Here is a 23,439-nt window from a genome sequence, read left to right on the forward strand (position 1 = left end):
TCGTCACATCGCTGGTGTGTTACGTTCGAGCCACGACCGAGGGGTGTCCCGGCAAGGGGCTGAGAGGCCGCTGGTGCAGCACGCAGCGCGGCAACCCTGGAACCTGATCCGGCTCATACCGGCGAGAGGAACGGTGAGTTGCATGACGAGTACGACGTCGCCGACACAGTCCACGCTCTTCGCCCGGCTCAAACACGCCGCCGCGGAGGACTGGCAGGCCTACACCCACCACAGCTTCGTGGAGCAGATGCGTCAAGGCACCCTCCCTGAAGCGGCTTTCCGGCAGTACCTGGTACAGGACTATCTCTTCCTCATTCAGTTCGCCCGCGCCTACGCCCTGGCGGCCTATAAATCCCGCACCCTGGCTGATATCACGGCCGCCCAGGACGGGTTGGCCGCGATCGTGGGGGAGACCGAACTGCACGTGCGGCTGTGCGCCCGCTGGGGGCTGAGCCGTGAGGATCTCAACGCCGCAGACGAGCATCAGGCCACCGTCGCTTACACCCGCTACGTGCTCGATGCCGGCCTCAGTGGAGACTTGCTCGACCTGCATGTGGCGCTCTCCCCCTGTGTGGTCGGCTACGCCGAAATCGGGGCGCGACTGGCACCCGCAGTGGAAGATAACCCGGACCACCCCTACGCCGAGTGGATTAGCGAGTATGCCGGTGAGGAGTACCAGCAGAGCGCCCGCGCCGCGATTGAGCACATGGACGCGCTGGCAGAACGGACCTTCGCCGAATCCCGGTTCGGTGAGCTGACCCGGCATTTCGCTGCCTCCACCCGCTTAGAAGCCGCGTTTTGGCAGATGGGGCTCGACGCCGCCGGGAATCCGCAGACCTTCCCCTAGGCCCTGGCTGCCACGGTCCGTATTACAGGCCTCGTGACCCCGGGCCCCTCGCCGCGGGCTAGCCCGGACGGGAATACCGCACGGAGCCGGACGTTATGCCTGCCGCATGGCGAAAACACCCGCCCGGCCACTTCAACGGTGCACGGGGTGAGGTCACTGGCGGACCAAGGAGGTTCAGATGAGCACACAGCAGAAAGTCGTCATCGTTGGCGGCCACGGGAAAGTCGCACTGCTGACCGCGCCGAAACTCGCAGAATCCGGGTACGACGTCGTCTCCCTCATCCGTAATCCCGACCACGCCGAAGACGTCCGGGCCGCCGGAGCCGAACCTGTGGTCTTAGACGTTGAACACGCTGCTACGGACGCTCTGGCCGAGGCGTTCGCCGGTGCCTCCGCGGTGGTGTTCTCCGCCGGGGCCGGCGGTGGTAACCCGGCCCGCACCAAGGCTGTGGACCACGAGGCTGCCATCCGCACCATGGACGCCGCCCAGCGAGTCGGAGTGAAGCGCTACATCATGGTCTCCTACGCCCGCAGTGAGGTGGATATCCACACCTTGGATCCCTCGAGCTCCTTCTACCCCTACGCTGAGGCCAAGCACCACGCGGACAATTACCTCCGCGGCACCGACCTGGACTACACGATTCTGGGACCCGGGAAGCTGACACTGGAACCAGCCAGCGGACGGATCATGACCACTGATGCACAGGCAGCCTCGGCGACCACGTCCCAGGGTGGATCCACCGAGACCTCACGGGAGAATGTGGCCGAGGTGATCCGGCACGTGCTGGTCAACCAGGCCGCAGTGCGCCAGACGGTCAACTTCTTCGACGGCGACTCGCCTATCGCCGAAGCCATCAGTTAAGGAGCCCGGGACCTCAGGCGCCCGGGCCCGAACCCGTTGAGAGCCTGGGGTCGAACTCGCTTCAGCTCGTCTGGAGTCGGCTATGAGCGCCTGCCGTGGGAGCTCATGGCATCACGACCGGGCAGGATGAGGCGTTGGTCATGGAGTTGTGCCGGCTGAGTTCTTCGCGCTGAGGCGTGTTCGGTGCTAAGATTTCCAGGTTCCCGGATCCGTAGCTCAGTTGGTTAGAGCGCTCGCTTCACACGCGAGAGGTCGATGGTTCGAGTCCATTCGGATCCACTTCAGTATTTCTCCGCCGCACGTCGCGGCACACCCATCGCAGGACACCGACATGACGGCCCGCAGACGCGGGTCTTTCTGTGGTTGAGCTGATCCACGGGAGGGACCATGGCAGACCAGGAGCGCACTCCCTCGCAGAATTCCGCATCCCGGAAAGATGCTGCCGATGCCGCAGAAGGTCTCACCGGCTACGAATCCGAGCCGATCGATCCCAAAATCTCCGAGCCCTCCGTCGATACCACCATGATCCCGGTGGTCAAGCCCTCCGATGCCGCCGATGAGCCCGACGACGAAGAAGGCTTCGTCAAAACCCTCACCGGCTCGATCGCCTCCTCCTGGCAGTCCGCGGCCGAAGAAGCCACCCTCGAATGGGAAGAGTACGACGCCGAAGCCGCCGCCCGCGCCGCCGAAGAAGCAGAAGCCGCCGAAACCCAAGCCGCCCGGCACTCCTACAGCGATGACTTCTCCCTGGCCGAATCCGCCGAACCCAAACCCACCACCGGTTCCACTCCGACCGTGCCGCCAGCCACCACCGGCAACGTCTCCCTGCCGATCTCGGCACCCTCCACCCCGCTGCCCAGGGTGCCGCTGCGTCGTCGTTCCGTGCTGCGGCCTTCCTGGCTCAAACCCAAGTTCGGCGACCAGTTCCGTGGTGGACAGATCTTCGACCGCACCGTCTTCGACCGCCGCGTCAACCCACAGCACGTCTTCAACAAGATCATGCAAACCGACCGGCCGGTCACCGGGCAGGAATCCATCGTCGACCGGCTCGCCGGAACCCCCTACGAAAACCCCGCCCAAGTCGAGAACCCCGTCGAATACCGCGACGAGCTCGAAACCATCAACTTCGTCCTCGACCTCGGGGAAGCGCTCTTCCGCTACGGTGCCGGGGCCTTGGAAGTCGAAACCTCCATCATCGCGGTCACCGCCGCCTTCGGCATGAAGAACACCGACGTCGACATCACCAACCAGTCCATCAGCCTCAACTGGGCACCCGAAGGCAAGATCCCCTACTCCCGGGTGCGCGTGGTCCGATCCTGGTCATCAAACTTCCAAGCTCTCTCCGCCGTGCACCGGCTGGTCACCGACATCACCAGCGGGCGGCTAACCCGCAGCGAAGCCGAAGAACGCCTCGCCGAGATCACCCGGCAACCCAAGCCCTACCCCCGGTGGTTAGTCACCTTCTGCGGTGCCATCTTCGCCAGCTTCTTCGCCAGCTACCTGGGTGCCCCCGTTCCCGACGCCGCCGCCGGCTTCGCCGCCACCATCGTGGTGCTCTGGGCCACCCGGCAACTGACCGCCTGGCGCGTCCCGGAATTCTTCACCCTCGCCGCCGGCGGATTCATCGCCTCCGCCTTCGCCATGATCGCCTTCGCGCTCGACGCCGACATCACCCCCTCCATGGTCACCGCCGGAGGGCTGATGATCCTACTGCCCAGCGTGCGCATCGTCGGAGCCCTCCAAGACGCCATCAACGGCTTCCCCATCACCTCGGCCGGCCGCATCGTCTCATCCATGATCGCCTTCGCAGGTATGACCTCCGGCATCATGTCCGCAGTCGTCCTCGCCGAAATGATCGGCATCGTCCAGACCGAACTCGCCCAAGGGCTCACCCGCATCTACCCGCCGGTGCTGCTCATCGTCTTAGTCTTCATCGCCTGCAGCGCCGCAGCCATCGTCGAACAAACCCGCCCCATTCTCATCCTCCCCACCGGCGCCGTCGGTGCCCTCGGGTTCTGCGCTCTCTACCTCGGTGAACTCATCGGCCTCGGCGACCGCTTCACCCCCGTCATCGGCGGATTCGTCGTCGGAGCCCTCGGCCGCGTCATTGCCCTCCGCCTCGGAGCCCCCCAACTCGTCGTCGCCGTCCCCGCCATGATGTTCATGCTCCCCGGGCTCATGGTCTTCCGCGGCATGTACCAAATCGCCATCGAAAACACCCCCGGCTCCATGATGGGCGGGCTCTTCGAACTCTTCAACGCCCTCATCATCATCATGGCCATCGCCGCCGGCATCGTCCTCGGCGACGTCGTCATGCGCCCGCTCACCTCAGGGTTGCAGTCCAACGAACGTTCCCGCGCGCGCCGCCGCTGAACGGTTTTCTGCGGGCACCTGGACTGCGCTCGGCTCAATCGCTGGGCTTCCAAGCCCAGCTCAATCGCCTCCCTTGCGAGCTACTTCGCACAGCGCCGCTCAGAAGGGCCGGACGGGAGGACCGCAAGGGATGCGCGCTCAGCTCACTGCTCGACTCTCCAGTCCACAGGCGGTTGGCCCAACTGCTCCAAAAACGCATTCGTCTGCGAGAACGGGCGAGAGCCAAAGAACCCCCGGTGCGCCGACAACGGCGATGGGTGCGGGGCCTCCAACACCCGGGTGTGCTCCCCACGATTGAGCACCGGCTTCAACTGCCGCGCCTGGGAACCCCACAGAATCGACACCAATGGAGTGCCCCGCTGAACCAGCGCTTCAACCGCCCGCTCGGTGATCGCCTCCCACCCAATACCCCGATGCGAACCCGCCTTGCCCGCAGCCACCGTCAACGCCCGGTTCAACAACAACACCCCCTGCCGGGTCCACGCCGAAAGATCCCCATGAGTGCTCGGAGCAATCCCCATATCCGACTCCAACTCCGCAAAAATATTCACCAAACTACGCGGCAACGGACGGACCTGGGCATCGACCGCAAAACACAACCCAATCGGATGACCCGGCGTCGGATACGGATCCTGCCCAATGATGAGCACCCGCACCTGCTCAAACGGCTGCCGAAAAGCCCGCAGCACATTCTCCGGCGCCGGCAAAATATGCTCCCCCGCAGCTCGCCGCCGGATCAACTCCGCCCGCACAGTGGCGAAATGCTCCTCCACCGGGGCCAAAGCCCGCTCCCACCCCGGATCCAGCGGCGCAGAGATGTGATCGTTGAGAGCCATGGGCACATACTCTAAAGCCCCCGGCCGGATATCCCCTTCTTTCCTGCCCACCCTGCGTAGGATGGCGGCATGAGCCAGTACCCCCACGATGAGTTCGACGACGTCCCGTCCTACCGGCCGGACGAGATCGGCAAACACCGCGAAGCCGGTGCCGTCGGCCGCAGCAAAGCCGCCGCCGGATCCCTCCCCTGGACGTGGATCGGCCTCGCCGCAGCAGCCGTCGCCGTCATCGTGATCTTCGCCTACGTGATCCTCCCGCTCTTCGCCGGGGAAGAAGAACCCACCGCCGAAGACGACACCGACACCCAAACCACCGAAGAAGAACAAGACCCCGACGGTGACCCCGAAGACAACGGCGAAGAAGGCACCGAGGAGGACAACGGCGAAGACGACACCCCCGCCGAGACCGAAGACCTCCCCGAAGTCCGCGGCGTCAACGCCGGGGCCCCCACCGGCTCAGCCAACCACCTCCACGACACCCTCGCCGAGGCCGGCTTCAACGTCGGTGAGGAACCGATCAACTGGGACTTCGGCGCCTGGGGAGAGATCAGCACCCCCGTAGTGATGTACCCCAGCGCCGAAGAAGAAGAGCACGCTCAAGAGATTGCCGCCGAACTCGGCATCGACTCCGTCGTGGAGAACGGCAACTGGTCGACAATCGTCGTCGTCGTCGGCCCCGAATACGATCTGCCCGCCGACTACGAAGTCGGCGGATAAGCACGACGCCGGCACCGCGCTGAAGAGCCACCAGCTCCGCTAGCCCAGCGCTGACCTCAGCGGCGTGCCATGTACGCGTTGAACCCCGCGGTGAGGACACGGTCCACCGCGAAATCCCACTCGCCCAGGGTCTGGACCACATCCGCGCCCATGGTGGTCTTAAACCGTGTCAGCCCCGCCAAATGGTGCTGCGGATCCAACGCCGGAGTCAGCCCACCCAGGTCATACCAATGACAACCGGCACGAATGGAATCCTCGATCTGCTGCAATTGCAGCCGCCGCGGAGCATACCGCTTCCGCTCCTGCGACGACGAGGCCCCATAGGCATACCAGCCGAAGGCGCCCTGGCGAACATACAACGCAGCGGCCAATAACTGATCCTCATAGTGGGCCAACAGCAGCTTGCACTCACTGATCTCAGAGGCATTCATCGCCCGATGAATCCGCTCAAAGTAATCCATCGGCCGGGTGGTGAACCCATCCCGCTCCGCAGTCTCCTCAGAGAGCCGCTGCCAGGCCGGCAGATCCGCCTCAGTACCCACCGAAATATTCAGCTCCGAACGGGTCGATTTGCGCGTCTGCCGGCGAGAGGTCTGGTCCATCCGCGCCAGGGCAGCCTCCACACCGGCGGCCACCGCATCCTCATCACCCGGATCAGCAGCGGGCTCCAACGGGATCCGCGCCTGGAAACGGGGCTGCCCCGCTTCGAAATCATCGGTCTCCACCGGCGGCTTCCACCCCAGCTGCCGCAGCTGGTCAGCCAAGGCCAGCATGTCCTCATCGACCTCGAGAGGCTCCAACTGGCTGATGTGCTGATGCTCACCGGCCGAAAGCGCCCGGCGTACCTCTTGGGCATCCCACCGGCGCACCGCTCCGGGGACTCCCATGCGGATGAGGAAAGCCCCCGTGGCGGCCAGGTACTCCACCACCGCCGGCAGCACCTCAGGCAGCTGTACCCGGGAGGTATCCACTACCGGGCCCTTCGGTAGATAGACGAAACGCTTGGCCCCCAGCACCGGGGTCTTCGCCGGAATCGGCAACCGGCGCCCCAGCACCAGGGAAGCCCCGACGAGCTCCCCACCGAGGAAGATGCCCATCGAGTGGTGATCCCACTCAGTCTTCACCTGCGCCCACCGCGGGTTCTCCAGGAAACTGGCCTCCCGGTAGGAGGCGAGGAAGTCGGTGTGCTGCTCGGCGGAGATCGGTCGGACCTCAACGCCTGCGGAGTTCAAAGGGGTGCCACTCACGCCGCTCAGCCTACCGCCTGGCACACCCGGTCCCAGGGATTCCCACCCGCTCAGTGTCCGTCCCGGAGAACCCCGAATTATCTTGCACTCACCCCCTCTGAGTGCTAATAATGAGTTAGCACTCGGATGTCGAGACTGCTAACGAGGAACCGAGCAGATGAGGCCCACATCCAACGCCCGGAGTGACGCCCGGGCGGGGGCCGTCCGTCGCGGGCATCTGCCAAGGTTCGACCTTTACGCAGGAATGATCGAAGACTCACAGTCCAGGAAGGACACGTGCCGATATGGCTAAGACCATTGCATTCGACGAAGAGGCCCGCCGGGGTCTTGAGCGGGGGCTGAACGCCCTCGCCGACGCCGTCAAGGTCACCTTGGGACCCCGCGGCCGCAACGTGGTGCTCGAGAAGTCTTGGGGCGCCCCCACCATCACCAACGATGGTGTCTCCATTGCTAAGGAGATCGAACTCGAGGACCCCTACGAGAAGATCGGTGCCGAGCTCGTCAAGGAGGTCGCGAAGAAGACCGACGACGTCGCCGGTGACGGGACCACCACCGCCACGGTGCTGGCCCAGGCCCTCGTCAAGGAAGGCCTGCGCAATGTTGCCGCCGGCGCTGACCCCATGGGGCTCAAGCGCGGCATCGATCAGGCCGTCGAGGCTGTGACCGAGCAGCTGTTCTCCTCCGCTCAGGAAGTGGAGACCACCGAACAGATCGCCGCCACCGCCTCCATCTCCGCTGCTGATAAGCAGATCGGTGAACTGATCGCCCAGGCCCTGGACAAGGTCGGCAAAGAAGGTGTCATCACCGTCGAGGAGTCCAACACCTTCGGGCTCGAGCTGGAGCTCACCGAGGGTATGCGCTTCGACAAGGGCTACCTCTCCGGCTACTTCGTCACCGACGCCGAGCGTCAGGAAGCCGTGCTGGAGGACCCCTACATCCTCATCGCCAACTCCAAGATCTCCTCGGTCAAGGATGTCCTCGGCATCCTTGAGCAGGTCATGCAGTCGGGTAAGCCGCTGCTGGTCATCGCCGAGGACGTCGAAGGTGAAGCCCTGGCCGCTCTGGTGGTCAACAAGCTCAAGGGCACTTTCAAGTCCGTGGCCGTGAAGGCCCCCGGCTTCGGTGACCGCCGCAAGGCCATGCTGGCCGATATCGCCATCCTCACCGGTGGTCAGGTCATCGCCGAAGAGGTCGGCCTGAAGCTGGAGAACGCCACCCTCGACCTGCTGGGCACCGCCCGCAAGGTCGTGGTCACCAAGGACGAGACCACTATCGTCGAGGGTGCTGGCGACGCCGACGAGATCGCCGGCCGGGTCAACCAGATCAAGGCGGAGATCGAGAACACCGACTCCGACTACGACCGCGAGAAGCTCCAGGAGCGCCTGGCCAAGCTCGCCGGCGGTGTGGCCGTTATCAAGGCCGGTGCTGCCACCGAGGTTGAGCTCAAGGAGCGCAAGCACCGCATCGAAGACGCTGTGCGCAACGCCAAGGCCGCCGTGGACGAGGGCATCGTCGCCGGTGGTGGTGTGGCCCTCATCCAGGCCGGCGCCCGCGCCTTCGAGAACCTCACCCTGCAAGGCGACGAGGCCACCGGAGCCAAGATCGTGAAGTACGCGGTCGAGGCTCCGCTGAAGCAGATCGCCGTCAACGCCGGTCTCGAAGCCGGTGTGGTCGCCGAGAAGGTCAAGTCCCTGCCGACCGGCCAGGGCCTCAACGCCGCCACCGGCGAGTACGAGGACCTGCTCGCCGCTGGTGTGGCCGACCCGGTGAAGGTGACTCGCTCCGCACTGCAGAACGCAGCCTCCATCGCCAGCCTGTTCCTCACCACTGAAGCCGTGGTGGCGGACAAGCCTGAGCCGCAGCCGGCCGCCGGTGCTGGCGCCGAGGGCATGGACGGAATGGGAGGCATGGGCGGCATGATGTAAGAACCGCCCATACGCTTGGTACAGCAAGCCCCGCCGACTGGAAGAATCGGCGGGGCTTGCTGTATCTATGTGTGCCCCCGGGATCTATGTGTGCCCCTCGGGGTGGGCTGAGTGCCCGTTACTGGCCGAACATGCGGGTGTTGGCCATTTCGGTTTCCTCATACTGGCTGGAGGCGGCAGCCATCGCCTGACGCACACTGGCCAGGGACTGCTCCACCTGCGCCTGGGTGGCACGCCACTGGGTCAGCACATCTTGGAACGCCACCGAGGCCGATCCCTTCCACGTCTCTTGCAGCTGCCGCAGCTGGGCCTCCATAGAGTTCACATCGGACTGAATACGGCTCAGGGTCGCTTCTACGTTCTGGCTCTTGGCCAGCAGGTCACCAGTGTCGATCTGGAACACAGCCATCGGAGCGAATCCTTCCTCTCAACCTCGTCGTGCTGTCAGGATGCGGTGAGAACTTCTCACACCAGAGGAGCCTAGGAAGATCCACGGCAGTGGGCAGGGAGGTTCCAGGGGAGTGTGGAGGCGCCGGCGCGTCGTCGTGCGCTGGAGAACTGCTGTGGAAAACCCCAGGCGCTTAAGACTGCCGGGTGCCGAGCGCGGCAGCGCGCATCTGCTCAATATCCTCGTCGTCGAGTTCGGATTCGTCCTCGTGCTGGTTGTCTTCGCACTCGTCCATCGGCAGGCGCAGTGTCATGGTCGCCCCGCCGCCTTCGGTCTCCGAGTGCCGCACGCTGCCCCCGTGCTGGGCTGCGATGGCCGCGCAGATGGCCAGACCCAACCCCGTTCCCCCGGTCTCCCGGTGCCGGGAATTATCCGCCCGGTAGAACCGCTCGAAGATCTTCTCCGCATCTTCGGCGCTGATGCCTTCGCCGTGGTCCCGGACTTGAAGTACTGATTCCGGTTTGCCCTCGATGAGACTGTGAGTGCCCACCGCCAGCTCGATCGGACTGCCCTCGGGGGTGTAGCGCAGCGCATTGGAGACCAGGTTGGTGACGATCTGACGGATCCGGGACTCATCGCCGATCACCGGTGCTGGAGCTGGGGCCCCGCCATCGAGTCCGATGACCTTCACCTGCCGGTCCGGGGCGTTGACGGTCATATCCATGACCGCCTCGTGGGCGATGATGTTCAGATCCAGCGGCTTCTTCTCCAGGGGACGCTGTTCATCCAGCCGCGCCAGGGTCAGCAGATCCTCCACCAAATCGCCCAGCCGAGTCGCTTCTGACTCAATCCGGCCCATGGCCGCACCGACGGCATCGGGGTTATCGTCCAACCCGCCGTGCCGGTACAGCTCGGAGAACCCGCGGATCGTCACCAGGGGAGTGCGCAGCTCGTGGGAGGCATCCTGGATGAACCGCCGCATCTTCTCCTCGGAGGCGGTCTTGGCCTCGAAGGCCTCCTCGATGTGCTCGAGCATGACGTTCAACGCAGTCGCCAGCCGTCCGATTTCCGTCTCTGGGGGTGCGGTGGTGCGCACACGTTGGGAGAAGTCCCCCTCGATAATGGCTGCGGCTGTCTTCTCCACCCGCAGCAAAGGTCTGAAGGCGCGAGTGACCAGTGAATAGGCGATGATCGCTGCCCCCAGGGTCGCCAGTAGCCCGATGGTGCCCACCAGGAAGGCCGACCGCGTCGCCGAGGTCTCGATCTGGTTCATCGGCAGCGCGATGATGAGCGTGCCCTCCCCGCTGGTCAGCGGATGCACCTGCAACCGGAAACCGCTGGAATCGTCCTGCGTGCCGGGGACCTCAAAGGTCTCCCCGAACATCTCCCGGGCCTGTTCAATATCCGGCCGGGGGAATTCGGGGGAGTCCTGGGTCTCTGAGGGCCAGCGAGTCGTCATCCCCGGAATAGGTTCCCCCTCGGCGTCAAGCATCCAGGCGTGGAAGCGCACCACCGAACTGTGGACCTCCGGGTCCGGGGCGTTGACGTCCTGCTGCCACATCAGGTGGTTGGCCACGTTCTGCGCGTTGGCCGCCAGCTCCTCATCCATATTGCGGATCAGCTCCTGGCGGAACAGGGAGGCGGAGACGAACGTGGTCACCGCCAGGGTCAGCAGCAGCAACAGCGTGGTGATGGTCACCAGCTGAGTGCGCAAAGAGGTTCTGCGCCATGTGCGGGAGATGAGCGCCGGCAGACCACGAACCATGGCCGTTAGTCTAAAGGTCATGGTCCAGTTACCGCCCGAGGGAGAGGGATGACCCAGCCGCGAGGCAGCACACCGCACCGCACCAGAGGTATCCTTTCGGCCCGGCAGTGGCTGGCACTAGCACTGGCCGGAGTGCTCGTGGTGGTCATGGCCGTACAACTGCTCTACCCCTGGGACCGTTCGGCGCCTTTCGCGCAGGTAGACGGGGTCGACGTCGGCAGCGCCACCTCGGAGGAGATCACCGAAACCCTCGAATCCGCTTACCTTCAGACACCGGTGCCGGTGCACTTCAGCGGGGACAACGAACCGTTGGTCACCCCAACCTTCGCCGAACTCGGCGGCCAGGTGGACGTGACCGCCCAGGTCGAACAACTGCAGTACCGCTGGCTGCGGGCAGTGCCCACCTCCTTGCTATGGGCTGGGCGCTTCGGCACCCCAACTGCCCCACAGATCACCGTGGAGGCCGAGGACTTCGCCCGGCAGACCTTCGGCCAGAACTGCCAGGCTGAACCGGTCAACGCCACGATCGAACCCGCGGGTGACCAGGTGACCGCAGTAGGCGGCCAATCCGGTTGGGAGTGTGATCTCACCGATGTCGCCACCACCCTGGCCGAACAGGCCCACCCCGCCCCGGAGGCTCCCGAGCCGATACAGCTTGACCTCGATCCCATCGCCCCGGAGATCTCCGACGAGGAGGCCGAACAGCTGGCCGCCACCATCAACAGTCGTCTGCCCGCCGAACTCACCGTGGACGGGCAGACCCTCACCCTGCCCAGTGAGGCGGTCGTCTCCTGGCTCAGTGTGGACGAGCAGTTAGAGGTCACCGTCGACTCCACCGGGGAGCTGACTGAACTGCTCACCACCGAAGGTGTGCTGCAGAACCCTCCGGAGCGGGTCTTTGAGGCCAGCTACGGGGTGCTGGACGTGGTGGAGGGTACTGCCACGGATATCGACGCCGCCGACGCCGAAGCGCAACTGGCCGAATACCTCACCACCGCCGAGGATCCGGCTGAGATCGTGGTGACCACCGAGACCGTTCAGGCCCCGGACGGTCCGTTGCTGCGCCGCAGCATGGCCGAGACGGACCCGGAGCTCGACGAGGTCATCGCCACCTTCGCCGAGGAGAACATCGGCACCTACGGGGTCAGTCTCATCGAGCTCGACGGTGAGCAGCGCCGTGCCACCTATCAGCCGGATGAGCAGTTCATTGCCGCCAGCACGTATAAGACCTGGCTCAGCTACAGCACGATCCTGCGGGAAGAGGCCGATGAGCTCCAGTGGGATGACCATCTCACCGGCGGACGCACCCTGGCCGAATGCTTCGAGGACATGATCGTCGAGTCGGATAACCCCTGCGCGGAGTATCTGCTGCTGGACCACATCGGCCGTGAGGCGGTGGAGCAGGAGGCTGAAGAGCTCGGTGCCCAGGACACCAGCTTCAGCCCCCCGGATCTGCTGACCACTGCCGATGACCTCAGTTGGTTCATGGCTCGGCTGGCCACCGGTGAGGTGGAGATCTCATCAGCCGGGCAGACTCGGCTCATCGAGGCGATGGGGCGCAATATCTACCGCGACGGGATCCCTGCCGGCAGCACTGGTGAGGTGATGAACAAGGTCGGGTTCCTCGAAGGCCCGTTGCACGACACGGCAATCGTCGAGCACCCCGAGGGTACCTATATCCTCACGGTGCTGACAGAAGGTGCCAGTTGGGAGGCCATCGCCGACCTCACCCGCGAGCTGGAAGAAGCCATGGGGCTGCAGTAAGCCGCAGGGCCACCGATCCTCACCGGTGACGACGACGTCGCCCGTGTGGCTTTAAGCGGTGTCTTCTTTGGCCTGCTTGGAACGTTCGTCCTCGTTGAGCCGCTCTTCCCACGGCACCCATTCAGGGGCCAGCAGGGCCCCGGCACCGGGAAGCAGACCAATCTCGCAGACGGTGGCTTTTTTGCTCCGCGGTGCGCGGGCCAGGGTGGCGAACCATTCCCATCCCCGGTAGCCGGGCTTCTGCGCGGCGAACCGGTGGGTGACCAGCCGGTCATCCTCGGCGTGGGTGCTGAGATGTTCACCGATCTGGCCGGGCTCGGCGATGTCTTCCACGGCTGCGCGGGCGGTGTCGATGGCCTCGGCGAGTAGGGCGTCTTTCTTGTAGCGGGGCACGGAGAGCCTCTCAGACGTCGAAGTCGTCGGCGACCCGCCGCAGCAGTGCGGCGATCTTGCGGGACTGCTCCGGGCGGGGATAGTTCCCTTTGCGCAGCTGGCCGGTGGTGTTATCCAACAGGTTCACCAGGTCCTGGACGAGCTCGCCCATTTCCTCGGCCGGTTTGCGGGTGGCGCGCACCACCGAGGGCTGCTCACCGAGCAACCGGACACTGAGTGCCTGCTTTCCGCGGCGCCCATCGGCGATTCCGTATTCCAAGCGGGTGCCCGCTTTGACCCGGTCGACGCCAGAGGGCAGCGCCGAGGAGTGCAGGTACACCTCATCACCGTCGTCACCGGTGACGAACCCGAAGCCCTTGTCGGCGTCGAACCACTTCACTTTTCCTGTTGGCACGTTGCTTGCTACCTCCTTTGAGAGCAGATACCAGGGTACCCCCAGCGGATAGAATCTGCCCTATGTCAACAGATTCTTCCCCCGGCAGCTTCCTCGCCCGGGCGCTACTGGTCACCGGGGTGGTTGTGACCACGGTGGCTTTCCTTGCTTTGCTGACCGTGTTGGGCCTCTACTTCGCCGAGCAGACCCCGCACCCTGGTCTCTACTGGGTGCTGCTGTGGGGCTTCCCCGTCGGATTCCTGCTGATGATCGGCTACATGCTGCTGAATCTGCGGAGCCGCCGGGCTGTGCGCTGACCACCTGCGACGACGCTTACCACTTAGCCAGGATACTTCCAGTCAACACACAGGAACTGGGGGAACACTGGTCGCCGTGACTGAGAAGACTCCCGAAGCCAAGCTGCTGGTCGTTGACGACGAGCCCAACATCCGTGAGCTGCTGGCCACCTCTCTACGCTTTGCCGGTTTCGAGGTCGCAGCGGCCTCCACTGGACGTGAGGCCCTCGACACCGCCGAGCAGTTCAGCCCTGATCTCGCCGTGCTCGATGTCATGCTCCCGGATATGGACGGGTTCACCGTGACGCGTCGTCTGCGCGCAGCCGGCAAACACTTCCCCGTTCTGTTCCTCACCGCCCGTGATGACACCGATGACAAGATCACCGGACTGACCGTCGGTGGGGATGACTACGTGACCAAGCCCTTCAGCCTCGATGAGGTGGTCGCCCGCATTAAAGCGGTCCTGCGGCGCACCGCACCCTATGAGGACGAGGACGCCGTCATCACCATCGATAACCTCGAACTCGACGACGACGCCCACGAGGTCCGTCGTGAAGGGGAAGTCATCGAACTCTCCCCCACCGAGTTCAAGCTGCTGCGCTACCTGATGATGAACCCCAACCGGGTGCTTTCCAAGCAGCAGATCCTCGACCACGTCTGGGAGTACAACTTCAACGGGGATGCCTCCATTGTGGAGTCTTACATCTCCTACCTGCGCCGGAAGATCGACTCCGGTGCCGAAGGGGCCCCTGCTATCCAGACCAAGCGCGGGGTCGGCTACGTGCTGCAAACCTGGGAGCGCCGCCAGCGTGCCCAGGGTCTCAACAACTAGCGGTTCACTGAGTCAGGATGTAGTCGATGCAGCGCAGTAGCTGCGACACGTCCTCCGGCTCAATGCTGACGAAGGTCGCGATGCGGAGCTGATTGCGCCCCAGCTTGCGGTACGGTTCGACGTCGACCACCCCGTTGGCGCGCAGCGTGGCCGCCACTGCGGCGGCGTCGACAGAGTCATCAAAGTCCACCGTGACGATGACCTGGGAGCGGTCCTCCACCCGGGTGACGAAGGGCCGGGCTGCCGAATGCGCTTCAGCCCACTGATACACCCGGGAAGCCGAGTCAGCGGTGCGTCCGGTGGCGAAGCCCAACCCACCGGAGCTATTGATCCACTGCAGCTGGGCATCCAGCGTCACCAGGGTGCTCAATGCCGGAGTGTTGTAGGTCTGGTTCTTCCGGGAGTTATCCACCGCGGTCTGCAAGTTGAGGAAGTCCGGCACCCAGCGTTCAGCGGTGAGCCGCTCGATCCGCTCCAGGGCCGCCGGGGACATGACCGCCAACCAGAGACCGCCATCGGAGGCGAAGTTCTTCTGGGGGGCGAAGTAGTACACATCAGCCTGGCTGATCTCCACGCTGAGCCCGCCGGCGGCTGAGGTGGCGTCAATGAGGACCAAGGCGCCGTCGTCGGCCCCTTGAACCCGATGCACCGGAGCGGCCACCCCGGTGGAGGTTTCATTCTGCGGCCAGGCGTAGACATCCACCCCCGGCTCGGCCTCCGGCTGCGGGCGGGTGCCCGGCTCAGCGGAGCGGATACTGGACTCAGCGAGGAACGGCGCCTGGGAGGTCGCCTTGGCGAACTTGCCCCCGAACTCCCCAAAGGAAAGGTGCTGAGCGCGCTGATCGACCAGCCCGAACACTGCAGCATCCCAGAAGGCGGTAGTCCCGCCGACACCGAGGATAACCTCGTAGCCCTCGGGGAGGGAGAACAGCTCGGCCACCCCTTCACGGACCCGGCCGACGAGGTTCTTCACCGGAGCCTGTCGGTGCGAGGTGCCCAGCAGCTGACCCCCGGCAGCCTGCAGGGCCTGCACCTGGGCCGGGCGGACCTTCGACGGGCCAGCGCCGAAGCGCCCATCGGAAGGAAGCAGCTCATCGGGAAGGGTGATGTGCTCGGCCACAGGCTCGGACTCCTCTTGGTGAGATGATGGGGGCGATGCCCACATCCTAGTTCGAAGCGGAGCCGATGACGTGACCGATTTGATCGACACCACGGAGATGTACCTGCGCACCATCCTCGACCTTGAAGAAGAGGGGATTGTGCCGATGCGAGCCCGGATCGCTGAGCGGCTCGAACACTCCGGGCCCACTGTGTCCCAGACCGTGGCCCGGATGGAACGCGACGGTCTGTTGCGGCTGACCGAGTCCCGCCAATTGGAGCTCACTGAGGCTGGGCGGGAACGGGCCGTGGAGGTCATGCGTAAACACCGCCTGGCCGAGCGTCTGCTTCATGACGTCATCGGACTGGAGTGGCCTTATATTCACGAAGAGGCCTGCCGCTGGGAGCACGTGATGAGCGAACGGGTCGAACGCCGGCTGGTGGACCTGCTGGAAAACCCGGTGGAATCCCCCTACGGCAATCCCATCCCCGGGTTGGAAAAACTCGGGGTCACCCAGACCCCGCATCCCTCCACCTTGGCGCGGACTACCCTGCGCGATGCCGCCGAAGCCCACTCCGAGCGCGGTGATACCGAATGGACGATCCAGCGACTGGCCGAATCCATCCAGGTGGAACCCGAGGTGCTCGAGCAGTTGCTCGATGTCGGCATCCGACCCGAGGTGCGCGTGCGGGTCACCGGTCAGACTGAGGCCTATGCCCTGCTGACTGTCTTCGATGAAGAGGAGGGAGCCTTCGACGTCGAACTCCCCCTTGAGGTGGCACAGCACATCTTCATCAACGAAGCGCGTTGAGAAGGTCACGGCCCGGGTATCAAGATCACGGCCGGGCTGTGACCTGACGTACGCGATTGGCATGTGTGACGCGTTCGTGACAAACTGTTGCGGTCGCTTTCAGGTAACGGCATCTTCCGCGGAATTCCGGGGAAGAAGAGGGTGTTCGATCCAGCTGGATCCCAGGTGGGGTCACGTCAGATTCACACTCTCCGTGACCTGAACGTGACATTTATATCGAACTGTTATAAAGTCGTCCTCGTGCTCAGGGCAGATGTCCGAAATAGCTCCGAGCACTCAGTCCGGTGACCACCCTGCAGCCGGATTGAGAAGAAGGTCCGCACAACTACCGCACGGCAGGGGGCGGGAACCCGCGGTCAGCACCAGACTGACCTGGGGGAGGAGCAGCGTCCCAGCTGCACCGCCTCCACACCGGCGGAACCGCCAGACCAGGGAAAGGTTTCAGATCAAGTGACAGATACCATCGCCACCGCTTCGCGCCGCGAGCGTCGCGCCCACCGCAGCAACTCCCTCGCACGCGCTGTCGTCGGCAATGCCGGTCCCGCAGGCCGCACTGCAGCTGTTGCACTGGCCGCCTCCGGGCTCGTGATCTCCTCCGGTGTGGCTGCCAACGCCACCGAGACCGGCGAAGGCCGCGAAGTCACCAGCATTCAGGTCAACACCTCCGAGCTGAACGTTGAGCGCACCTCCCGGTCCAACCCGGTGACGGTCAGCAGCTCCCGCGAAGCCGAGATCACCTTCGACCGCCCCGCGGTCAGCTCCGAGCCGGCCACTGGGTCTCAGTCGCAGTCCCAGCCCGCCACTGAAGAATCGACTCAGCAGCAGTCGCAACAGACCACTCAGCAGGACTCCACGCAGTCCCAGCAGACCCAGCAGCAGCCGCAGAGCCAGCAGACCTCCCAGCAGGAGAGCACCTCCCAGGCCGCCAGCAGCGAGCAGTCCGCTCCCGCCGGTGGAAACAACTCCTCGGTGGTCTCCGCCGCTTACGCCGGGATCGGCGCCCCCTACGCCTGGGGCGGTACCTCCCCGGCCGGCTTCGACTGCTCCGGGTTCGTCAACTGGGCCTACGCCCGTGCTGGCCAGCCCCTCTCGGCCCGCAGCACCGGCCAGATGCTGGCTTCCCTGCCGCACGTCTCCAGCCCGCAGCCTGGCGACATCATCATCTCCAACGGCCGCGGCCACGCCGAGATCTACATCGGCAACGGCCAGGTCATCTCCGCCACCAGCTCCGGTGTGCGGATGCACGCCTACAACGGCAGCTGGAACCGCGTGAACGCGATCCTGCGCCCCGGTGGCTGATCGCTCACCGATCCTGAAACCTTAAACGTGTGGGGTGCGGCCAGTGTGGTCGCACCCCACACGTGTCTCAACTGGCGTCTGAGCCGAACGTGACTATAGTTTGGTCACAGCGAGAGCGACGACGCACGTGAGGACAGACCATGCGCACTCTGGTGCTCAACGCCGGCTATGAGCCGCTGAGCGTGGTGACCTCGCGGCGTGCCGCCCTCCTGGTGATGCGGGGCAAAGCCAGCATCCTCGCCGAGGATGGCAGCCCCATCGTCTCTCCCTCCACCCTGGTTCCCCGGCCCAGCGTCATCCTGCTACACCGCTACGTGCGAGTGGTCCGGCGCCGGCCGGCCGCCCCGTCCCGGCGGGGCATCCTGCGTCGGGACCGGCGAGCCTGTGCTTACTGCGGCAAACCGGCGGCCACCGTCGACCACGTCATCCCCCGCTCCCGGGGCGGTGATTCCTCCTGGGAGAACCTCGTGGCCTGCTGTGGCCCGTGTAATGTGCGCAAAGGGGACAAGACGCTCGAGCAGCTCGGGTGGTCCTTGAGACTGACACCGAAGGCTCCTCCGCACCACCTGTGGCTGCCCCAGGAGCTCGAAGCCCCGCACGAGGCGTGGATGCCGTTCCTGGACCATGCCCCCGCTTGAGACCGCCGTGGTCGGCGGCATAGCGGCGATTCTGCTCGCCGGGGGGCGTGGCTCTCGGCTTGGAGGTGTGGATAAGGCGGTGCTGCGCCACAACGGACGCACTCTGCTGAACCAGTGGACTACTGCGCTGAGCCGCCGGAGGTTCCCTACCGTCGTCGTCGGCCCTGATGCCCTGGGAGACTATCTGCCAGAGTCCGTGGTCCAGGTGCGGGAGGATCCGCCCTTTTCCGGTCCCGCCGCAGCCCTGTGGACCGGAGCCAGGGCACTGGAGCGGGATCTGACGGCCAGGCCCCTCCACTGCGACACTGAACGAGCCGTTGAGCCACCGGAGTACGTTGTGCTGCTCGCTGTCGACGTCGTAGACCCCGAAGCCCTGCTGCAGTGGCTTGTGGCCCGCATAGCCGAGGCTCCCGCCGACCACGCGGTCGTGCCTGAGGATCACACCGGGCGTCACCAACTGCTCGCCTCCGCGGTGCCCTACGCCCAGCTGGTGGACCGTGCGCGGGCCTTACAGGCCACCGAGGTGGCTGGGGCCCCAGCCCGCGTGCTGCTCAGCGGTATCCCCGCAGTGAACCCGGTGATGCCCGCCGGACTCGGCGAGGACGTCGACACCCCCGCAGACGCCGAGAGGCTCGGCATCCACCTCGACTGAGGAAGACACCGAGCCTCCAGGGGAGGGCCTTGGGAGTCAGGGGCCCTCTGGGGCGGGAAAGCAGCTAAGCGGTGAAGAGCTGGGCCCCATTAATGAACTGATAGGTGAGCCCGTAGAGGATGGGTATTGCCACCACGATCCAGGCCACTGGCACAGGGACCGCCGGTTTGGAGGCTGGCTCCACCTCGGCTTCTTCCTCCGGCTGTTCGGCTTGGGCCTGCCGGTCGCTGGCGCCCTCCTGTTCGGCGGCGGCCTTGTCCTGGTGCTCGGCAGGCTGCTCTTCACTTTCGACGTGGTGCTTCTCATCCACGGCGTTGACGAGCATATTGGCGATGAAACCGATGACCAGCAGCGCCACCATGATGTAGAGCGCCGGACGGTAAGAATCAGCGGTGGCAGTATCCCCGGCGCCGCCGCCCTGGGCATCGAGCACCCCGTTGACGATCAGCGGGCCGGCGATTCCGGCGCAGGACCAGGCGGTCAGCAGACGCCCATGGATGGCACCAACCTGCAGGGTGCCGAAGAGATCCCTCAAGTAGGCGGGGATCGTGGCAAACCCACCGCCGTAGAAGCTGAGGATGAAACCGGTCAGCACGATGAACAGGGCAATGTGCAGGTTCCCCCAGGTCGCCAGGGTGAAGTACAGCAGGGCACCCAGGCCCAGGTAGATCATGTACATCGGCTTCCGGCCGATCTTGTCCGAGGTGGAGGCCCAGATGAACCGCCCCAGCGTATTGGTCAGGCTGGTGAAGGCCACGAAGCCGGCACCGGCAGCCACGGCGGCCTCCGTGGACCACAGGGTCTCGCCGTCGTCGCCGCGGAAGAAGTCCTGCACAAAGTTGTTGGCCTGTTCCAGGATGCCGATCCCGGCGGTGACATTGACGAAGAGGATGATCCACAGCAGCCAGAACTGCTTGGTCTTCATGGCGGTGTTCACCCGCACATTGCCCTCGGAAACCATGGACTTCTTCTTCTGCTTGTCCGGATCGAAGCCCTCGGGCTTCCACCCCGGAGCAGGAACCCGGACGATCCACGCGGCGAAGAGCATCATCACGCAGTAGATGGCCGCCAGGGTGAGGAACAGGTACGCCACGTGGATACCGGAGACGTCGTCGTCGCCGCTGTAGAGATTCATCAGGAAGCTGGACAGCGGCGTGGCGATCATCGCACCGACACCGAAGCCCATGATGGCCATCCCGGTGCCCAGACCGGGGCGGTCCGGGAACCACTTCATCAGGGTGGAGACCGGGGCGATGTAGCCGATACCCAGACCGATACCGCCGATGAAGCCGTAGCCGAGGTACACCAGCCACAGCTGGCCGGTGAAGATCCCGATCGCGCCGATGACGAAGCCAGAGACCCAGCAAGCCGTGGAGGCCAGAATCGCCTTACGCGGGCCGTTGCGGTCCACCCAGGTGCCGAAGAGGGCCGCCGACAGACCCAGCATGACGATCGCCACGGAGAAGATCACCGCGATGGAGGTCTCCGCGCCGAGCAAGTCAGAGAGGAAACCCCCTTCGAAGTGATCGCGCAGCGGGTTGCGGTACACGCTGGTGGCGTAGACCTGCCCGATGCACATGTGAATACCCAGGGCGGCCGGCGGGATGAGCCAGCGATTAAACCCCGGACCGGCGGTGATTTTCTGCATTGATGGTGATCGTCCATCAGCGGCGACTGTCATCTGGCGAATCTCCTTGCAGAGTATGCTGGTGATTTCGATCACGAACTTATCACCATGCCTGGTCACAGTGGTTCTACACCGAGTAGAAACTGGTTCAGGCCCAGGCCTATGAGAACCTGGAAACCCCACGTAAGGAGCTGTTATGGCTGAGCCTCTAGACCACGAATCCGCAGAGAACGAGGACACCGCGGAGAACTCCGGAGCCGAGCCGACCGAAGCCGAACGCACCCGGGAGGCCATCGAGCTCTGGGTCGAGGAGCTCAAGGAGCACCTGGAGATTCCGGAGACCCAGATCGACATCGACACCCTGTTGAAGTTCGCCGGGGTGGCGGCCCACACCGTGGTTCGGCCGGCCGCCCCGGTGAGCACCTATGTGATCGGGTACGTCACGGGGCTGGCCGTGGCCTCTGGTCAGGCCGACTATCACACCGCCTTTGCCGCAGCGACCCGGGTGGCAGACAACCTGCTCAAGCACCGCCAGCAGGCTGAAGGGTGACGCTGCCCCCGGGATGATCGCCCTACACCGGGCCCGCCGGATCGCCGCCGAGGCCCCCGCCCTGCCGGCACAGACCCTGCCGCTGACCGAGGCCATCGGTGCCCGGACCGCTGCGGCCGTTACCGCCTTGCTAGATATCCCCCATGCGGCCACCTCGGCCATGGACGGTTGGGCAATCGCCGAGGCCGCGGGCAGTGCCAGTTGGCGTGTAGTGGACCATCACCCCGAAGGTCCTGCCGACCTGGCCCCTGCCCTGCAGCGGGGTGAGGCCGCCGCAGTGGTGACCGGCTCTCCCATTCCTGAAGGGGCGGTCTCGGTGCTGCGCACTGAGCACAGCCAGCTCGATGGTGACCGGCTCACCCCGTCGGCCCAGACCCCGGATCTGGAACCTGGACGCAATATTCGCCCCGCCGGGGTGGAGGCCAGACGGGGGGAGAGGATTCTGCCGGCGGGCATGACGCTCACCCCCGCCCGGGCGGCCACTGCCGCGGTCGCCGGATATGACACGGTGCAGGTCATCCCGCTGCCGCGGGTGCGGATTGTGCTGACCGGCGGTGAGGTCATCACCTCCGGACTGCCTGCCGCAGGTGAGGTACGTGACGTCTTCGGTGTGGCGTTGCCGGGGATGCTCGCTTCTCTGGGTGTGAAAGACGTGGACGCTGCCCGCATCGATGACGATGTGGAGACCTTGGTGCCGTTGCTGAGAAAGCCCGGTGCCGACGTCGTTATCACCACCGGTGGAACCGCCCACTCCCGGGCAGACACGCTGCGGCCTGCCCTGGCCCGTGTGGGGGCGGAGATCCTCATCGACTCGGTTGATATGCGCCCCGGGCACCCCACAGTGCTCGCCCGGTTAGGCAGTACCTGGGTGCTCGGGCTGCCGGGTAATCCACTGGCCGGCTTCGCTGGGCTCGCCGTGGTCGGTCAGCCGCTGTTGGCCGCACTGCAGGGGGTGACGCCACAGCAGGCGGTGACTACCCTGGAGTACCCAAGCGGTGCGCAGCTTCCCGGTGCCCGCCGGGGAACCCGGGTGTTGCCGGCGATACGGCGCCACGGAGGTGTGCATCCGGCCGCACACCGTGCAGCACACATGATGCGGGGGCTCGCCGGGGCCGATGTTCTGGCCTTAGTCCCCACCGGCGGGCTCGAACCCGGTGAACCGGTCCAGTGTTTACCAGTGCCGGGAACCACCGCCGGAACTGCTGAGAGGAGCCAGCCATGGGACGGCTGATTCAACGCAAACGCGTGACCCGTGTGGTCACCAACGACGACGGCGCCCTCGCCTCGCGGAACAAAATCGATTCAGTGGCCGTGGAGGAACCTCTGGAGTTGCGGCTAGGGGGTGAATCCTTCACCGTGACGATGCGCACCCCCGGGCATGACTTCGAGCTGGCGGCCGGTTTCCTTGTCGCCGAGGGCATTGTCGGCAGTCCCGATGAACTGCGCGGGCTGCGTTACTGCGCGGGAACTGACGAGTTCGGCAACCAGACGTACAACGTCATCGACGCTGGCCTGGACCCTCTGTTGGTGCGGCCCTCGATTCGGGAGAAGCGCAATGTGCTGACCACCAGTGCCTGCGGTATTTGTGGGACCACCAGTATTGATGCAGTGGAGAAGACCCTGCCTGCCGGTGCCGGCACCCGGCAGCTGCGGCTGGATGCCGAGACCTTGCTCGAGTTGCCGGACACGCTCCGGGACAATCAAAAACTTTTCGACAAAACCGGGGGAGTCCATGCGGCGGGGCTCTTCGACTCCGACGGCAATCTCATCTGCCTGCGGGAGGATGTGGGTCGGCATAATGCGGTGGACAAGGTGGTCGGCTGGGCGCTGATGGCCGGTCGCCTGCCGCTTGCTGGAACCGCTCTGCAGGTCTCCGGGCGGGCTTCCTTCGAACTGGTGCAGAAAGCCGCTCTGGCTGGGATCGAGATGCTTTCGGCGGTGGGGGCGCCTTCTTCTTTGGCGGTGGACCTGGCTGATCGAGCGGGTCTGACTCTGGCGGGGTTCTCCCGCGGACGTTCCATCAACGTCTACACCCACCCCGAACGAATTACCGACTTAGCCGGTGAGGATGCTCCCCGTGGCGCTGACCAGGAGTATCGCCCCGCTGAATGACAGTTAACTGCGTCTAGCGGGCTTGACCGGCTC

At 65.0% G+C, this 23,439-nt stretch carries 23 protein-coding genes, 1 tRNA gene and 1 riboswitch; of the genes, 16 read left to right on the forward strand and 8 right to left on the reverse strand.

Annotation, left to right across the window (positions count from 1 at the left end; genetic code table 11):
* Positions 1-29: 29 nt before the first annotated feature.
* A riboswitch (TPP riboswitch) is annotated at positions 30-148 on the forward strand.
* The 4 genes from tenA (at position 143) to H578_RS14755 (ending at position 4,082) form a co-directional block, all read left to right on the forward strand.
* On the forward strand, positions 143-847 hold the full coding sequence (gene tenA / locus H578_RS0110290; protein WP_022873598.1) for a thiaminase II: 705 nt from the start codon (positions 143-145) through the stop codon (positions 845-847). (Overlaps the previous riboswitch by 6 nt.)
* 178 nt (positions 848-1,025) lie before the next feature.
* Positions 1,026-1,709: an SDR family oxidoreductase gene (locus H578_RS0110295; protein WP_022873599.1), complete on the forward strand. Its 684-nt coding sequence runs from the start codon at positions 1,026-1,028 to the stop codon at positions 1,707-1,709.
* 205 nt (positions 1,710-1,914) lie between these two features.
* Positions 1,915-1,988: transfer RNA gene (locus tag H578_RS0110300), tRNA-Val, on the forward strand.
* A gap of 108 nt (positions 1,989-2,096) precedes the next feature.
* Entirely contained in the window at positions 2,097-4,082 is a 1,986-nt protein-coding gene (locus H578_RS14755; protein ID WP_022873600.1) for a threonine/serine exporter family protein, read from the forward strand.
* Positions 4,083-4,225: 143 nt separating this feature from the next.
* Here the strand turns inward: H578_RS14755 and H578_RS0110310 are convergent, their stop codons facing one another.
* A complete protein-coding gene (locus tag H578_RS0110310) occupies positions 4,226-4,918 on the reverse strand; it encodes a uracil-DNA glycosylase (RefSeq protein WP_033420591.1) in 693 nt (230 codons plus the stop codon).
* A gap of 69 nt (positions 4,919-4,987) precedes the next feature.
* On the opposite strand from H578_RS0110310, the gene H578_RS0110315 reads away from it, so the two are divergent.
* Complete coding sequence (locus H578_RS0110315; protein WP_022873602.1) at positions 4,988-5,635, forward strand: LytR C-terminal domain-containing protein; 648 nt, start codon at positions 4,988-4,990, stop codon at positions 5,633-5,635.
* A 56-nt stretch (positions 5,636-5,691) separates the two neighbouring features.
* On the opposite strand, the gene H578_RS0110320 is transcribed toward H578_RS0110315, so the two are convergent.
* Positions 5,692-6,882 carry a lipid II:glycine glycyltransferase FemX gene (locus tag H578_RS0110320; RefSeq protein ID WP_022873603.1) on the reverse strand — a complete coding sequence of 397 codons (1,191 nt, stop codon included), beginning with the start codon at positions 6,880-6,882 and terminating at the stop codon, positions 5,692-5,694.
* A gap of 284 nt (positions 6,883-7,166) precedes the next feature.
* On the opposite strand from H578_RS0110320, the gene groL reads away from it, so the two are divergent.
* Positions 7,167-8,807 carry a chaperonin GroEL gene (gene groL, locus H578_RS0110325; RefSeq protein WP_022873604.1) on the forward strand — a complete coding sequence of 547 codons (1,641 nt, stop codon included), beginning with the start codon at positions 7,167-7,169 and terminating at the stop codon, positions 8,805-8,807.
* Positions 8,808-8,925: 118 nt separating this feature from the next.
* On the opposite strand, the gene H578_RS0110330 is transcribed toward groL, so the two are convergent.
* Together H578_RS0110330 and H578_RS14760 are read right to left on the reverse strand one after the other, a co-directional pair.
* Entirely contained in the window at positions 8,926-9,216 is a 291-nt protein-coding gene (locus tag H578_RS0110330; protein ID WP_022873605.1) for a WXG100 family type VII secretion target, read from the reverse strand.
* A gap of 172 nt (positions 9,217-9,388) precedes the next feature.
* Entirely contained in the window at positions 9,389-10,960 is a 1,572-nt protein-coding gene (locus tag H578_RS14760) for a sensor histidine kinase (protein ID WP_022873606.1), read from the reverse strand.
* A 48-nt stretch (positions 10,961-11,008) separates the two neighbouring features.
* Here H578_RS14760 and H578_RS0110340 point away from each other — a divergent pair, with 48 nt between their 5' ends.
* Positions 11,009-12,724, forward strand: a complete 1,716-nt coding sequence (locus H578_RS0110340) for a serine hydrolase (RefSeq protein WP_022873607.1) — start codon at positions 11,009-11,011, stop codon at positions 12,722-12,724.
* A 51-nt stretch (positions 12,725-12,775) separates the two neighbouring features.
* Here the strand turns inward: H578_RS0110340 and H578_RS14765 are convergent, their stop codons facing one another.
* On the reverse strand, positions 12,776-13,117 hold the full coding sequence (locus H578_RS14765) for a DUF3027 domain-containing protein (protein ID WP_022873608.1): 342 nt from the start codon (positions 13,115-13,117) through the stop codon (positions 12,776-12,778).
* Positions 13,118-13,127: 10 nt separating this feature from the next.
* Positions 13,128-13,511, reverse strand: coding sequence for a cold-shock protein (locus H578_RS0110350; RefSeq protein ID WP_022873609.1), 384 nt, complete (start codon positions 13,509-13,511; stop codon positions 13,128-13,130).
* A gap of 62 nt (positions 13,512-13,573) precedes the next feature.
* Between H578_RS0110350 and H578_RS0110355 the strand changes: the two genes are divergently transcribed.
* Positions 13,574-13,807 carry a hypothetical protein gene (locus H578_RS0110355; RefSeq protein ID WP_022873610.1) on the forward strand — a complete coding sequence of 78 codons (234 nt, stop codon included), beginning with the start codon at positions 13,574-13,576 and terminating at the stop codon, positions 13,805-13,807.
* 76 nt (positions 13,808-13,883) lie between these two features.
* The gene (locus H578_RS0110360; RefSeq protein ID WP_022873611.1) at positions 13,884-14,618 is read left to right on the forward strand and encodes a response regulator transcription factor; all 735 of its coding nucleotides are present in this window, start codon (positions 13,884-13,886) and stop codon (positions 14,616-14,618) included.
* Positions 14,619-14,622: 4 nt separating this feature from the next.
* Here H578_RS0110360 and serC read toward each other — a convergent pair whose 3' ends face one another.
* Complete coding sequence (gene serC / locus H578_RS0110365; protein ID WP_022873612.1) at positions 14,623-15,738, reverse strand: phosphoserine transaminase; 1,116 nt, start codon at positions 15,736-15,738, stop codon at positions 14,623-14,625.
* Positions 15,739-15,808: 70 nt separating this feature from the next.
* On the opposite strand from serC, the gene H578_RS0110370 reads away from it, so the two are divergent.
* From H578_RS0110370 to H578_RS15730, 4 genes are all read left to right on the forward strand, one after another.
* Entirely contained in the window at positions 15,809-16,528 is a 720-nt protein-coding gene (locus H578_RS0110370) for an iron-dependent transcriptional repressor DtxR (protein ID WP_022873613.1), read from the forward strand.
* Positions 16,529-16,978: 450 nt separating this feature from the next.
* A complete protein-coding gene (locus tag H578_RS0110375; protein ID WP_022873614.1) occupies positions 16,979-17,827 on the forward strand; it encodes a C40 family peptidase in 849 nt (282 codons plus the stop codon).
* Between the two features lie 140 nt (positions 17,828-17,967).
* Positions 17,968-18,465, forward strand: coding sequence for an HNH endonuclease (locus H578_RS0110380; RefSeq protein ID WP_022873615.1), 498 nt, complete (start codon positions 17,968-17,970; stop codon positions 18,463-18,465).
* Positions 18,452-19,117: an NTP transferase domain-containing protein gene (locus tag H578_RS15730; protein WP_022873616.1), complete on the forward strand. Its 666-nt coding sequence runs from the start codon at positions 18,452-18,454 to the stop codon at positions 19,115-19,117. Before H578_RS0110380 ends, H578_RS15730 begins: the two co-directional genes overlap by 14 nt.
* A gap of 64 nt (positions 19,118-19,181) precedes the next feature.
* Here H578_RS15730 and H578_RS14775 read toward each other — a convergent pair whose 3' ends face one another.
* The gene (locus H578_RS14775) at positions 19,182-20,798 is read right to left on the reverse strand and encodes an OFA family MFS transporter (protein WP_245554977.1); all 1,617 of its coding nucleotides are present in this window, start codon (positions 20,796-20,798) and stop codon (positions 19,182-19,184) included.
* Positions 20,799-20,940: 142 nt separating this feature from the next.
* On the opposite strand from H578_RS14775, the gene H578_RS14780 reads away from it, so the two are divergent.
* Genes H578_RS14780 through fdhD form a run of 3 tightly spaced genes read left to right on the forward strand, consistent with a single transcriptional unit; the run spans position 20,941 to position 23,406 of the window.
* On the forward strand, positions 20,941-21,294 hold the full coding sequence (locus tag H578_RS14780; RefSeq protein ID WP_022873618.1) for a DUF6457 domain-containing protein: 354 nt from the start codon (positions 20,941-20,943) through the stop codon (positions 21,292-21,294).
* 13 nt (positions 21,295-21,307) lie between these two features.
* A complete protein-coding gene (locus tag H578_RS14785; RefSeq protein WP_051130866.1) occupies positions 21,308-22,525 on the forward strand; it encodes a molybdopterin molybdotransferase MoeA in 1,218 nt (405 codons plus the stop codon).
* A complete protein-coding gene (gene fdhD, locus H578_RS0110405) occupies positions 22,513-23,406 on the forward strand; it encodes a formate dehydrogenase accessory sulfurtransferase FdhD (protein ID WP_022873620.1) in 894 nt (297 codons plus the stop codon). The genes H578_RS14785 and fdhD overlap by 13 nt, the downstream gene beginning before the upstream one ends.
* Positions 23,407-23,439: the final 33 nt, after the last annotated feature.

Origin of the sequence: Nesterenkonia alba DSM 19423, from assembly GCF_000421745.1 — a bacterium.
GTDB classification, from domain to species: domain Bacteria; phylum Actinomycetota; class Actinomycetes; order Actinomycetales; family Micrococcaceae; genus Nesterenkonia; species Nesterenkonia alba.

Excerpts from the sequence above, each read along its gene's own strand:
- tenA (WP_022873598.1), top strand. The coding sequence starts at position 143 with ATGACGAGTACGACGTCGCCGACACAGTCCACGCTCTTCGCCCGGCTC.
- groL (WP_022873604.1), top strand. The coding sequence starts at position 7,167 with ATGGCTAAGACCATTGCATTCGACGAAGAGGCCCGCCGGGGTCTTGAG.
- H578_RS14755 (WP_022873600.1), top strand. The coding sequence starts at position 2,097 with ATGGCAGACCAGGAGCGCACTCCCTCGCAGAATTCCGCATCCCGGAAA.
- H578_RS0110355 (WP_022873610.1), top strand. The coding sequence starts at position 13,574 with ATGTCAACAGATTCTTCCCCCGGCAGCTTCCTCGCCCGGGCGCTACTG.
- H578_RS14785 (WP_051130866.1), top strand. The coding sequence starts at position 21,308 with ATGATCGCCCTACACCGGGCCCGCCGGATCGCCGCCGAGGCCCCCGCC.
- H578_RS0110295 (WP_022873599.1), top strand. The coding sequence starts at position 1,026 with ATGAGCACACAGCAGAAAGTCGTCATCGTTGGCGGCCACGGGAAAGTC.
- H578_RS0110340 (WP_022873607.1), top strand. The coding sequence starts at position 11,009 with ATGACCCAGCCGCGAGGCAGCACACCGCACCGCACCAGAGGTATCCTT.
- H578_RS0110330 (WP_022873605.1), bottom strand. The coding sequence starts at position 9,216 with ATGGCTGTGTTCCAGATCGACACTGGTGACCTGCTGGCCAAGAGCCAG.
- H578_RS0110310 (WP_033420591.1), bottom strand. The coding sequence starts at position 4,918 with ATGGCTCTCAACGATCACATCTCTGCGCCGCTGGATCCGGGGTGGGAG.
- H578_RS14760 (WP_022873606.1), bottom strand. The coding sequence starts at position 10,960 with ATGGTTCGTGGTCTGCCGGCGCTCATCTCCCGCACATGGCGCAGAACC.
- H578_RS15730 (WP_022873616.1), top strand. The coding sequence starts at position 18,452 with ATGCCCCCGCTTGAGACCGCCGTGGTCGGCGGCATAGCGGCGATTCTG.
- H578_RS0110315 (WP_022873602.1), top strand. The coding sequence starts at position 4,988 with ATGAGCCAGTACCCCCACGATGAGTTCGACGACGTCCCGTCCTACCGG.
- H578_RS14780 (WP_022873618.1), top strand. The coding sequence starts at position 20,941 with ATGGCTGAGCCTCTAGACCACGAATCCGCAGAGAACGAGGACACCGCG.
- fdhD (WP_022873620.1), top strand. The coding sequence starts at position 22,513 with ATGGGACGGCTGATTCAACGCAAACGCGTGACCCGTGTGGTCACCAAC.
- H578_RS14775 (WP_245554977.1), bottom strand. The coding sequence starts at position 20,798 with ATGACAGTCGCCGCTGATGGACGATCACCATCAATGCAGAAAATCACC.
- H578_RS0110380 (WP_022873615.1), top strand. The coding sequence starts at position 17,968 with ATGCGCACTCTGGTGCTCAACGCCGGCTATGAGCCGCTGAGCGTGGTG.